Raw genomic sequence first — 12,106 nt, 5'->3', positions numbered from 1 at the left:
GTAATATGGCGTAATAGCCTCTATTTCAGGTAACTTTAAGTTTGATATTTAATCAATATTTGCTATGATTAAAAAGTAACAAATTATTGGATTTCATCATGCGTGCTTTTAAAACTGGGATATTAATTGCGTCGGCATTACTGCTTATCGGGGCGTTTAGCTTTGGTTCAAGCTCTGAGCAAGAATTAAGCTCAGTGGGTAATTGTCATAATACACAAGTGGTAAGTGTTCAAAACACATTAACTACGTGTATTAAAGTTGAAGAAGAGTCATCGTGGTTTTCATGGTTAGCTGGCGATAGCCGTAGTGCTCAGTTTCATTACCTCGATTTACTAGAGCTACTTTCTAGCTCAGAAGATTCTAAAAACACTCCATCTTTAAAACCTTTATTTTAAATAATGCTGCAACTTTTTAGTGCGTTGCAAAGTGTACTAGCAGCATTTTTTGGTGTTCAATCTGAAAATAAACGCCAAGTCGATTTTAAACAACACTCTCCTATCTCTATCATCCTAATTGCGATTGTACTATTTATTGCTTTTGTTATCGCAATTTACGCAGTGGTTGCTTGGGTGCTAAATACATAGCCATCAACTCGTCAACTTTATTTCTAGAGCCACCTTTGGGGCTAATAGTGCGCTTTACTTGAATTTGGTCAAGTGATGCTTGGCTATAAATTTTTCGAGTCCATACGGTATCGTGATTGGAAATGAGTACTGGTGTATCATTTTCAAAGGCAGCCTTCTCAGCCAAATTAGCCAAATTAGCCTGATCATCTAAATTAAACCCCCCTTTAGCGTAAGACGTAAAAGAAGCTGTTTTACTTAATGGTACATAAGGCGGGTCGCAATAAATAACAGCATTGTTAGGCACTAACTTAAAAACGTCATCGTAATCTAAACAGGTGAAGGTTGCTTTTTGTGCTTTTTCAGCAAAAAAATACATTTCTTTTTCAGGAAAATAAGGCTTTTTATATTTACCAAAAGGCACATTAAAAATACCTTTTAGGTTATATCTGCACAGTCCGTTGTAACCATGGCGGTTCATGTATAAAAACAATATTGAACGTTCATATACATCACGGCTTTGATTAAACTGCACACGATATTCGTAATAAGCATCTGCGTGATTATTCAAATCAACAAATAACTTTTTAGCATCACTAATGAGCTCATCCGGGGAGCTTTTAAGCTCTTTGTATAAGTTAATTAAGTCTGCATTTATATCGTTGAGAATATAGTGTTTAAAGTCACTATTTAAAAACACAGAGCCTGCACCAACAAAAGGTTCAACCAACGTATCAGCATGCTTGCTAGCTTGGTTTAATCGCGCATTAATGTTTTCAACTAGGCTGTATTTTCCGCCGGCCCATTTAAGGAAGGCTCTACTCTTTTGTTGCATTGGCTCTTTACTTCAATCTGGTGTTGCGCGATTTTACACTAAAGTAGTGTGTTTTACTGATCTACGAGTGCTATTTCTTGCTTTATTTTACTAATTTTTTTATAGAAAGGTTTATTTTTTTTAACCCCAGCAGATAAAGTATCCATTGCTGATTTTGCTTCGTTTATACTTCCAAAACTACCAAATGTAACAACCCACCATATTTTATTATTTCGCTTCGTTTGGTAAGTATGAGTTTGCTGCTGTAGATTGAATTGAGCAATAAAGCTATCGCTAACTTCCTGCTGAGTTACGGCTAATAATTGAATAACACTATTTGTATCTGTTTGCTGCATGTACCATATATTATCTTGGCTACTCTGAGTTTGCTCTGCTGTATTTACTTTTAGAGCTTCAGATTTAACCTCACTTGATACACTGCTTTTATTATTAGTACTAACATCAACATCACTGTCTAGTACGTTAACGGAGTTGGCAGACTCGGTAAGGCTTTGCATGATCGCAGGCACATCATTAATGTGTTCGCGTTCTAGCTTAATAGGTTGCTCAACTACTTTTGGTTTATTTAGGCTCGCTACTGGGTCATTTTTCTTTATAACCGGCTCACTTACTTGCTCTACAGATATTGCTGTATTTACGACTTGTGTTTCTTCCTGCTGATAATACTGTTGCCACCACTGTGTCATATCCGACTTATAAAGTAGCCCAATAATTAAAAGCATAATCAGCAACATCAAAATCAATAGGTGCAATCGCCAAGATACTTTGTCCTTAACGATAATATCGGCTATGTGCTCACTAGGTTGCCAAGCAAGCAATAAACTGGGATTACCTTGAGCCTCAGCTAAAAAAGTACTAAAAACAGGGTCTTCATCATAAGGTAAGTCTGAAAAATACCATTGTAATAACATCTTACTTTCTCGAAGCGTTAGCGGCTCCAAGTAAATTTCAACAGCGTTGTTTAAAGGCAGCTTAGACTGTGAAGCTATTATTATATATAGCGTATTTGGGCTGTTCTTAGAAAGTAACTCAAGCTCAATTAACATCTCATCAGATAATTGCCTACCGCCATCAAGTACCCATAAACATGGCCCACATGGTTGTTGCTGGAGCAACTGGTAATAGTTTTCAGGTAAACTTAAGTTATGATCGATCAGGGGGGAGTTAAAGCTTTGTTCTAATAACTCACTCATTAGCTGAGCGTCAGTCATTTGTGCACTTACTTGCACGAAGGCTTTATTAAAGTCGTTGTATTTATCTGTAATGAAGGTTTCGAGCATATAACTTTTACCTAGCCCAGAAGTGCCAAGTAAAACAATTAAATTTTGCCCGTACTCAAATTGCAGTGCGATTCTATCCACCAAAGCCGCACGGCTTGGTAAAATTTGTGACTGCATTTACTGCTCGATTAAGTCTCTAACTTGATCATCAGATACATTATCAACTAATGCACACTGGCCAAATTGGGTAGGTAGAATAAAGCGGATAGTGCCTTTTTTATTCTTTTTGTCTTTACGCATATGCGTTAAAAACTGCTCGCTAGTCATTTGCTTTGGAATTTCTGTTGGTAAATTATATAGCTCAAGCAGCTTAATAATTCGATCAACTTCGCTTGCGCTTAAATCTTGGCGTGTCTTGGCAAGTTTAGCTGCTAATACCATTCCTGTTGCAACAGCTTCGCCGTGTAACCAAACGCCATAACCCATCTGTGCCTCAATTGCATGGGCAAATGTATGGCCTAGGTTTAACAAAGCTCGTAAGCCGTGTTCTTTTTCATCTTGAGCAACTATAAGCGCTTTTATTTCACAACATCTAAAAATGATATGCTGTAAGCATGCTTCATCTAGTTGCTGCAAATTAGCTACATTTAGCTCCAAATATTCAAATAATTCGGTATCGTAAATCAGACCATACTTAATTACTTCAGCCATACCTGCTGCAAACTCTCGTGCAGGTAGAGTGTGTAATGTTTGCGTATCAATAAAAACCGCTTGAGGCTGATAAAATGCCCCTATCATATTTTTACCTAACGGATGATTTACTGCCGTTTTTCCACCTACCGATGAATCAACCTGTGAAAGCACTGTCGTTGGTATTTGAATAAACGGTACGCCGCGCTGATAACAAGCCGCAACAAAACCAGTTAGGTCACCTACAACACCACCACCTAACGCAATTAAACACGTATCTCGGCCACAGTTATTTTGTAGTAAAAATGCTGATATTTTTTCAAACCATTCCAGTGATTTATATTGCTCACCGTCAGGAATAATAAAAGATAGCGGATTTAGATCAGCTAATGAATCAAGTAACCTTTGCAAATATAAAGGCGCTATTGTGTCATTAGTAATGATGATAGGCCGACAATCACCAATGTGGTGAACCAGGCGGCCATTATCTTGAAGTGCAGATTGCCCAATATAAATAGGATAACTTCGCTCGTCCAAATTAACAGTTAATTTAAGCATGCTTGGCTATTCCTTTATTATTGGTTTTTAAAAATCTAATTTCTCGATGATTTGGTTAGCAACAACTTTAGCGCTTTGCTCATCGGTACGTACAACAAAATCAGCAACTTCTTTGTATAGTGGCTCGCGTTCTTCTGCTAAGCGCTCTAGTACGTTACGAGGTGCTTCTTCAGTTTGCAGTAATGGGCGACGCTTGTCGCGTTGCGTGCGTGCAACTTGCTTCTCTATAGGTGTCTCTAGGTATACAACGATACCTCGAGCCGAAAGCTTGTTTCGGACTTCTTTGCTCATTACTGAACCACCACCTGTAGCAAGTACAATACCTTGCATCTCGGTTAAATCGCCAATAACAGACTCTTCTCGAAGTCTAAAGCCTTCTTCACCTTCAAGATCGAATACCCATGCAATATCTGCACCTGTGCGGCGTTCGATTTCTTGATCAGAATCAACAAATTCAAGGTGTAATTGGTCAGCGATGTGACGACCAATCGTGCTTTTGCCAGCCCCCATGGGGCCAACTAGAAATATATTACGTTTCTCAGCCATATCTTTTAGTACAAACAAACTCTAAAATTTGAAATAAAACCCCGCCTAACGACCTGGCCCCAAAATTAAGGAGGGGATTATCTCAGTAATTGCGGGGGTATTTCAAGTCAATTAGCATAAAAAGCCATATAACGAGCAATTAATCTAAATAATCACCCGTTGGTTAACATAAAACCACTGTATTTTAATCAATTTGTATTTTTGGTGTCACAAAAATAAGTAATTCACGCTTTTCATTAAACTCACTCGTGGTTTTAAACAGTCTTCCTACGTAAGGAATGTCACCTAAAATTGGCACTTTACTCGTAGTATTAATGATCTGCTGCTGGAAAATACCACCGAGTACTACGGTTTGGCCATTCTCAACTAACACTTGTGTTTGAATCTCTTGGGTATCAATAGACACTGCTTCACCTGTTCCCGTTTGTACGGTATCGCCACGCGTGTCTTGAGTAATAATTAAGTCTAGAATTACTTTATTATCAGGTGTGATATGAGGTGTTACTTCTAAGCTTAGTACCGCTTTTTTAAAGCTTACGGTAGTAGCACCACTTGAAGCTGACTCAGTGTAAGGAATTTCAGTACCTTGCTCTATTCGTGCTTTTTGCTGATTAGCCGCTATGATACGCGGGCTAGCAATAATTTCGCCTTTATTTTCTTCTTCAAGCGCACTTAGCTCTAAATCAATTAACGTACCGTTAGCCAATTTTGCTATATGCAAACCAATGCTGGCCGCAGGGTTAGTGATAGGTAAATTTACATTTAATCGATCTGAAATGCTTGGCGCATTTGTAGTTGATGTTGCGTTATAAATACCTTCAGCGCCTTCAAGGGAGCCTGAAATACCAACACTACTACCTTGGTCACTAAAGCCCCATCGTACACCTAAGTCCTCAGTAACGTTATCGCGCACAGTTACCATCCGAGATTCGATTACAACCTGCTGTACTGGAATATCGAGTGTTTCTATCATCCGGCGAATGTTTTCTATACTCTTTACAGTATCTTTTACCAATAAAGTATTTGTACGCTGATCAACCGATACACTACCGCGGGCAGTTATAATACTGTTCCTATCTGTTTTTAATAAGTCAGCAAAATTTTCGGCTTTAGCGTAGTTTAATCGAATGTATTCACTATAGAGTGGTTCTAAGTCTTCAACTTGCTGTTTAGCTTTTAAATCTTTAGCTTCACGTGCTGCAAGCTCCTCTGCAGGCGCTACCATTAAAATAGAGCCATCCATGCGTTTATCTAGCCCTTTAATACGCAGTACTACGTCAAGCGCTTGATCCCACGGAACGCCATCTAAGCGCAGTGTTATATTACCGGTCACTGAATCACTGGTTACTAAGTTAAAATCGTTATAACCCGCAATAATTTGTAGTGCTGCTCGCACAGAGATATCTTGAAAATTTAAGGTCATAGGGCGACCTTGATACTCAACGCCACCATCTAAATAGGCGTTTTGCGTTTCATCTTTTTCTACCGTCAGCGTTAAAATATTATCTATTTGCTGGTACGTAAATGTAAACTGAGCGTTTGGCTCAATAACAACACGACTTAATCCGTCTTCTTTAAAAGTCTCGATATTACTGACAACAGTACCAAAATCTAATACATCTAATTCATAAAGTAGGTCATCTAAAATATCGGTGTGATGAAAGTCAGCATAAATTTTCCCGCCACTCTCATGAACTTCAATTGCAGCTTGAGTGTCTTGTAAAAATACGAGTACTTTCGCTTCGCCCTTTTCACCACGTCTAAAATCAATTGATTGGATACGGTTGATGTAATTTCCACTTACGTCACCTGAGTCCATCGCTACATTTTCATTTTCAGATTCTGTAAGAGGATTATCAGACACGCGTATTGATACTAAGTTGTTATGAACTTCAGTTTCATAAATTTTTAATCTATCGAGGTTTACTGTTACCTTTAAACCACTGTTAGTTAAAACATTAGTAACACTGCTAATTCCAGCTTGATTAACTTCAACATCATTTAAACCAACCTCTAACTCTGCGGTATCAAAAAACATTTCGATTCGGGCTGGGCTATTAAACACCTGAACTTTTGGCTCAAGCGTTAACTCTTCATCAAAAACAAGCTGTAACTCAGTTTCGCCTTTAAGTAATGGATTATAACGAACATCATAAAGTAACGGCCCTGCAACGGCTGAATTTACAGTGACTAAAGCAACAGCAGCCAGTAATGTTCGTGAAATACGATGAAGCCAAAGTACATCCTTATGCATGCTATTTTTACCTTTTTTATTATTAATTTGCGCCATCTGTTGCCGCCTCTAACATTTCTAATTTAGTCAAGCGCTCTTTCCAACAGCCAGACCCATCAGGGATTAATTCCACTAACTCTATATAGTCGTTACTTACTGTTTTTACTTTGCCATCATAACTACCAAGGTAATTCCCTACCGTTACACGATGCAAAGTAGCGTCAGCTGCTGTTATTAATGCCCATATTTGTCCACTAGAACCAATTGTGCCTTTCATTGCTAAGTTATCTAGCGGGTATTTTTCTAACGGTTCGCGGCGACGCTCTTGATCAGGGTGCAAACAGTTTTTTACTTGTGTTAATTTATTTTGGATTATCTCAGGCTGAGGCGCTACAAACGGGCTACGTAGCTGACCAGCACTATACTCAAATATTTCAAACTTTGTCAGCTCAGGAATTGATTCAACCTTTGGTGTTGTGCTTGCTTTTACCTGGTCAATAAATTCTTTTTGCTCAGACGTATCATCATTACAACCACTCAAAATAAACACCATTACTACAGGTACTACGCGAAGGAGCTTCATTTTTTAACTCCTTCTTCATAACGATATGTTTTTGCAACAACACTAAATGTTAACTGTTTATCGCCCGATGATAAAATAGAAAAGTCATGTAAGCTTACAATTCGTGGTAACTGAGCTACTTTACCCACAAACTCACCAAACTCATGGTAGGTTCCTATCACTTCTATTTTAATCGGTAATTCAGTATAAAATTCTTTCTCGACTTCTGGTAACCAACCTATTTTTAAAAAAGTCAGACCACTTGTTGTGCCAACATACGACAAATCATCAAGTAAACCAGGGGTTTCGTTAGAGGTAGGTAAACGTTTTAATAATTGTGAAAACTTATCTTCCATTTCAATCATTTGTTGACGATAGATCTCAAGCTTACTCGCTACTGCGTATTTAGTACGATAAGTTGTGCGTAACTCGACCTCTTTCGCAACTGCACTGTGGTAACTATCAATTTCATCAGAAACTAACAGGCTATAACTAAAAAACAATACAAGTCCGGCAACAAACGTACAGCAAATTGCTTTAACTGCAATAGGCCAATCGCCAATGTTATCGAGCTCTATTTCATTCCAATCAATTTCACTCAGTGCTTTAAAATCAAGGCTCATCGCTAACCTCACCAATTTTATCAAATGGTTTTACATAAAATTCCATATTAAAATCACTAAGTAAACGCGAAGATTGATCGCCTGCAACAATGCCTTGCATTGAAGGATTCTCTAGTAAATATGAGCTTTGTACTTGGCGCAGCATTGTTGATAAACGGTTATTAGATTCACTGCGTCCCAATACATGAATTTGGCTACCTCGGCGCTCGAGTTTTGTTAAATAAACCCCACCCGGCACTATTTTGGCAACTTCATCCATTATTTGCGTACCCAAATTACGGCTGCTTTGTAATTCTTCAATGAGCCTCATACGCTGTTGTAAGTTTTCTTTTCTTTTATCTAAACTTCTAATTTCACTAATTTTTTTATCTAGCATGCTAATTTCTGAACTTAAATAGTTATTCTTTAAGTTTTGACCGTCTTTTAATGAACTATAAAAAGAGCTTAATAAGTACATACTCGCAAAACAAAGTATAACGACACCAATAAGTATAGTTACAAATTTCTTTTTCGATTCTTCGCGCTGCGATTCACGCCAAGGAAGTAGATTTATATGTGGCATGTTGAAAAGCTCCTTAATGCCAACCCTGTCGCAATTGCAAACTGCGTTTTGTGACGTTGCATTACATTACGATCTACTTTTGGAGAAATTTCCATATTTTCAAAAGGCTCAGCAACGACAGAGTGAATACCTAGTTCTTCAATGAGTAATCGGTCAATACCTTTAATCATCGATGTACCACCCGTTAATACAATATAATCGATTTGCTCTTTGCCACTGGTTGTTAAAAACATTTGCACCGCACGTCGCACTTGTTGAAGTAACGAAGTTTGAAAAGGGGCTAATACTTCAAAGGTGTAGTTTGGCGGTAAATCACCTGATGTTTTACCAATCTCAGCTTCATCAAAGCCTTTATTATAATAAGCAACGATACTATTTGTATATTGGTCACCACCAAAAACTTGGTCACGTGTATAAATTGTTTCCCCAGCTTGAACAACGCTCACAAGCATTAAAACCGCACCAATATCAACCACAGCCACGCATTTATTAAATGCGTCGCTAGGTAACTGTTGGTAATACACATCCATTGCACGACTTAATGCATAGCTTTCTACATCAACTATTTTAGCTTCTAAATTTGCTGCTTCTAAAGCGCCAACACGCGCTTCAACACTTTCAGTACGGGCAGCTGAAAGCAAAACATTCATTTTACTAGGATCGGCTTCATTCGTCGAAAGCTTCTCAAAGTCGAGGCTTACTTCATCAAGAGGATATGGAATTAAACTATCGGCTTCAATTTCAATTTGCGACTCAAGTTCAGCATCAGTTAACGATACATCCATGAAGATCACTTTTGTGATGACTGTTTGGCCAGAAACAGCCACTGCCGCAAATTTTAACGACTTTGGTAATTTTTTTCTTAATTTTGTAATTACGTTACCAATCGCTTCAATATCTTGGATTGTACGCTCACTCATAGCGCCTTTTGGCATCGGCTCAATTGCAAGTGCTTCAAGTCGAAATCCAGTTTCAATTTCACGTAAAAGCACAGCCTTAATAGAGTGCGATCCAATATCAATTCCTACCATCATTTGGGACGGTTTTTGAAATAGTTGACTTAGCATGTTTCAACTTGGCCTTTGTTTTAATAATAAACAAGTTATAATTTTTATATGAAAAAATATTATTCATTTTTTAATCAATATATACTAGCAGTCAAAACTCGCAATTGGGAGTCCATTTAGGGAAATATAAGTGATTTTATTAAAACGAACTTTACAATTTTTTATCATTTGTGTGTTAATTGGTCTGATTACTTTGATCAGTCTTTATTACTACGTTAAACCTGATATCCCCAGTGTGCAAGTTTTAAAAGACGTGCAATTACAAACTCCTATGCAAGTATTCACTAAAGATGGGCTTTTAATCAATCAATTTGGTGAAAAACGTCGTATTCCAGTGACTATTGATGAAATTCCTCAAACACTCATTAATGCATTTCTAGCGACAGAAGATAATCGATTTTACGATCATATAGGCATAGACCCTATTGGCATCGTACGTTCGGCTGTTGTTCTTATATCTACTGGCGAGAAAAAACAAGGTGCAAGTACTATTACTATGCAGCTTGCTCGTAATTTCTTTTTAACACGCGAAAAAGCATATATACGCAAAGTTAAAGAGATATTTATAGCGCTTCATATCGAAGATGTATTAACAAAAGACGAAATTTTAGAGCTTTATCTTAATAAAATAGAATTAGGTAATCGTGCTTTCGGTATTGGTGCAGCAGCGCAAGTTTATTACGGTAAAGAGCTAAAAGATTTAACACTTGCCCAAATGGCGATGATTGCAGGTTTGCCTAAGGCACCTTCTGCCTTAAATCCAATTCGTAACCCGACTCGTGCAAAAGCACGTCGAAATGTTGTTTTAGGCCGCTTACTAACCGAAGATTACATAACACAAGAACAATATAACGAAGCAACAAGCCAACCTATAACCGCTTATTTTCATGGTGCAGAAATAAACTTATACGCACCGTATATCTCTGAAATGGTACGCGCCGAAATGGTCTCTCGTTATGGAATTGATAAAGCCTACAACTCAGGTTTTAAAATTTTTACCTCAGTAGAATCAAAGGTTCAAAAAGCAGCGCAAAACGCACTTGTAAATAACTTACACAATTACGATATGCGTCATGGTTTTAGAGGTCCAACTGATATTTTATGGAACCCTGAAACACAACCGGCTTTAACTAAGCAGCAAATACTTAATAAATTACAGGGCGTAAATGAGTTAGGCACTTTAAAAGCAGCAGCTGTGCTTAGCGTTAATGGTAAAACAGCTACGGTACTGCTTAAAAACGGTGAGCAAACAACGCTAACTTGGGATAGCTTAAAATGGGCGCGTAAGTATATTACTCGCTACCGCCAAAGCTTTGCTCCAAAAGCAGCTACCGACATTTTAACACCAGGTATGCAAATATGGGTACGTCAAAACGAAGATAGCAGCTTCTTATTAAGCCAAGTACCGGAAGCATCAAGCGCTATTGTCTCACTCGATCCACAAGACGGTAGAATAAAAGCCATTGTAGGGGGTTACAGCTTTGAGCAAAGCCAATACAATCGTGCGGTACAAGCTAAGCGTCAAGTGGGTTCTAATATAAAACCTTTTATATATTCAGCAGCACTTGAAAAGGGCTACACGCTTGCGTCTATATTAAACGATGCACCTATAAACCAATGGGATAAAAGCCAAGGCGTAGCATGGCGTCCTAAAAATAGCCCCGCTGTTTACAACGGTCCTATTCGAATTCGCCGTGCTTTAGCACAGTCTAAAAACGTTATTTCGGTGCGTTTACTGCGTGGTGTTGGATTACAACGTACAGCTGATCACTTACTAAAATTTGGCTTTAAAGACGCTGACGTTAATCGCAGTGAATCATTAGCCCTTGGCAGTGCTTCCATTACTCCCCTTGAACTTGCCCGAGGCATGAGTACATTTGCCAATGGCGGTCACTTAATTGAACCTTACTTCATCTCAGAAATTCAAGATGCTTATGGCAATGTATTGTTTAAAGCAAACCCTGCTCTTGCCTGTGACGAAGAGCCTTTGCCAACACTCAATGCACTCTCAATTCATAATAGTGATGGTGAAGAGGAGCAAACTAAAAAATGTGCACCGAGAATTATTTCTAAGCAGAATGCATTTTTAATTGCCGATGCTATGAATAGTGCAATCTGGGGGGGTGGTAGCTGGGCTCACAAAACAGGTTGGAGTGGCACCGGTTGGCGAGCACAAGCACTAGACCGTCGCGATATTTCGGGTAAAACAGGCACAACTAATGACTCAGTAGATACCTGGTTTAGCGGTTTTAATAGTAATGTGATGACCTCAGTTTGGGTTGGCTTTGATAATCCGGGCAACGCTCTTGGTCGCTCTACATATAACAACAACCTAGATAGCAGCCAAATATCAGGTGCTGAATCGGGCGCTAAAACCGCACAGCCAGCATGGGTTGAATTTATGAAAGCGGCACTTGAAGGCAAGCCCGAAGCTCCAATTGAGCCGCCTGAGGGACTTGTTTCTATTCGTATTGATTTAGCTACTGGTTTATTAAGCCATAGAAATGACTACACGAGTCGATTTGAATATTTTGAAAAAGGCACCGCACCTACAAAGTATGTGCTATCTCAGCCTAACGATATATTTGAAGAAGACACTAAAACAGAAGAAGAGCTATTTTAATAATATGTACGTAATACAAAAATG

The 12,106-nt window shown here is 38.4% G+C and carries 12 protein-coding genes; 3 read left to right on the top strand and 9 right to left on the bottom strand.

Features of this window, described 5'->3' with window-relative positions; translation table 11 throughout:
• Window positions 1-98 precede the first annotated feature (98 nt).
• Both WNY98_RS03370 and WNY98_RS03365 read left to right on the top strand, forming a co-directional pair.
• On the top strand, window positions 99-395 hold the full coding sequence (locus WNY98_RS03370; protein ID WP_342877119.1) for a hypothetical protein: 297 nt from the start codon (window positions 99-101) through the stop codon (window positions 393-395).
• 3 nt (window positions 396-398) lie between these two features.
• A complete protein-coding gene (locus WNY98_RS03365) occupies window positions 399-584 on the top strand; it encodes a DUF2970 domain-containing protein (RefSeq protein WP_076925375.1) in 186 nt (61 codons plus the stop codon).
• Here WNY98_RS03365 and WNY98_RS03360 read toward each other — a convergent pair.
• The 9 genes from WNY98_RS03360 to WNY98_RS03320 form a co-directional block, all read right to left on the bottom strand.
• Window positions 541-1,398, bottom strand: coding sequence for a Dam family site-specific DNA-(adenine-N6)-methyltransferase (locus tag WNY98_RS03360; RefSeq protein WP_024589888.1), 858 nt, complete (start codon window positions 1,396-1,398; stop codon window positions 541-543). The genes WNY98_RS03365 and WNY98_RS03360 overlap by 44 nt on opposite strands.
• Before the next feature lie 53 nt (window positions 1,399-1,451).
• Window positions 1,452-2,795, bottom strand: coding sequence for an AAA family ATPase (locus WNY98_RS03355; RefSeq protein ID WP_076925374.1), 1,344 nt, complete (start codon window positions 2,793-2,795; stop codon window positions 1,452-1,454).
• A complete protein-coding gene (aroB, locus tag WNY98_RS03350) occupies window positions 2,796-3,866 on the bottom strand; it encodes a 3-dehydroquinate synthase (RefSeq protein WP_024598071.1) in 1,071 nt (356 codons plus the stop codon).
• Window positions 3,867-3,893: 27 nt separating this feature from the next.
• Window positions 3,894-4,412, bottom strand: a complete 519-nt coding sequence (gene aroK / locus WNY98_RS03345) for a shikimate kinase AroK (protein ID WP_004589350.1) — start codon at window positions 4,410-4,412, stop codon at window positions 3,894-3,896.
• 184 nt (window positions 4,413-4,596) lie between these two features.
• Window positions 4,597-6,702 carry a type IV pilus secretin PilQ family protein gene (locus tag WNY98_RS03340; RefSeq protein WP_170072559.1) on the bottom strand — a complete coding sequence of 702 codons (2,106 nt, stop codon included), beginning with the start codon at window positions 6,700-6,702 and terminating at the stop codon, window positions 4,597-4,599.
• Window positions 6,689-7,228: a pilus assembly protein PilP gene (locus tag WNY98_RS03335; protein ID WP_342877118.1), complete on the bottom strand. Its 540-nt coding sequence runs from the start codon at window positions 7,226-7,228 to the stop codon at window positions 6,689-6,691. Before WNY98_RS03335 ends, WNY98_RS03340 begins: the two co-directional genes overlap by 14 nt.
• Window positions 7,225-7,830, bottom strand: a complete 606-nt coding sequence (locus WNY98_RS03330; protein WP_007586270.1) for a type 4a pilus biogenesis protein PilO — start codon at window positions 7,828-7,830, stop codon at window positions 7,225-7,227. Before WNY98_RS03330 ends, WNY98_RS03335 begins: the two co-directional genes overlap by 4 nt.
• On the bottom strand, window positions 7,820-8,392 hold the full coding sequence (locus WNY98_RS03325; protein WP_024598073.1) for a PilN domain-containing protein: 573 nt from the start codon (window positions 8,390-8,392) through the stop codon (window positions 7,820-7,822). The genes WNY98_RS03330 and WNY98_RS03325 overlap by 11 nt, the downstream gene beginning before the upstream one ends.
• A complete protein-coding gene (locus tag WNY98_RS03320; protein WP_024598074.1) occupies window positions 8,380-9,459 on the bottom strand; it encodes a pilus assembly protein PilM in 1,080 nt (359 codons plus the stop codon). The genes WNY98_RS03325 and WNY98_RS03320 overlap by 13 nt, the downstream gene beginning before the upstream one ends.
• A 130-nt stretch (window positions 9,460-9,589) precedes the next feature.
• Between WNY98_RS03320 and WNY98_RS03315 the strand changes: the two genes are divergently transcribed.
• Window positions 9,590-12,082 (top strand): PBP1A family penicillin-binding protein, encoded by a 2,493-nt coding sequence (locus WNY98_RS03315; RefSeq protein WP_342877117.1) that lies wholly within the window; start codon window positions 9,590-9,592, stop codon window positions 12,080-12,082.
• Window positions 12,083-12,106 lie beyond the last annotated feature (24 nt).

Origin of the sequence: Pseudoalteromonas sp. AS71, from assembly GCF_038900275.1 — a bacterium.
GTDB lineage: Bacteria > Pseudomonadota > Gammaproteobacteria > Enterobacterales > Alteromonadaceae > Pseudoalteromonas.
This window is presented reverse-complemented; position numbering and strand designations above follow the sequence as displayed.

Bases quoted from the DNA above. Each gene is read 5' to 3' on its own strand.
- WNY98_RS03370 (WP_342877119.1), top strand. From the start codon at position 99: ATGCGTGCTTTTAAAACTGGGATATTAATTGCGTCGGCATTACTGCTT.
- WNY98_RS03365 (WP_076925375.1), top strand. From the start codon at position 399: ATGCTGCAACTTTTTAGTGCGTTGCAAAGTGTACTAGCAGCATTTTTT.
- WNY98_RS03360 (WP_024589888.1), bottom strand. From the start codon at position 1,398: ATGCAACAAAAGAGTAGAGCCTTCCTTAAATGGGCCGGCGGAAAATAC.
- WNY98_RS03355 (WP_076925374.1), bottom strand. From the start codon at position 2,795: ATGCAGTCACAAATTTTACCAAGCCGTGCGGCTTTGGTGGATAGAATC.
- aroB (WP_024598071.1), bottom strand. From the start codon at position 3,866: ATGCTTAAATTAACTGTTAATTTGGACGAGCGAAGTTATCCTATTTAT.
- aroK (WP_004589350.1), bottom strand. From the start codon at position 4,412: ATGGCTGAGAAACGTAATATATTTCTAGTTGGCCCCATGGGGGCTGGC.
- WNY98_RS03340 (WP_170072559.1), bottom strand. From the start codon at position 6,702: ATGGCGCAAATTAATAATAAAAAAGGTAAAAATAGCATGCATAAGGAT.
- WNY98_RS03335 (WP_342877118.1), bottom strand. From the start codon at position 7,228: ATGAAGCTCCTTCGCGTAGTACCTGTAGTAATGGTGTTTATTTTGAGT.
- WNY98_RS03330 (WP_007586270.1), bottom strand. From the start codon at position 7,830: ATGAGCCTTGATTTTAAAGCACTGAGTGAAATTGATTGGAATGAAATA.
- WNY98_RS03325 (WP_024598073.1), bottom strand. From the start codon at position 8,392: ATGCCACATATAAATCTACTTCCTTGGCGTGAATCGCAGCGCGAAGAA.
- WNY98_RS03320 (WP_024598074.1), bottom strand. From the start codon at position 9,459: ATGCTAAGTCAACTATTTCAAAAACCGTCCCAAATGATGGTAGGAATT.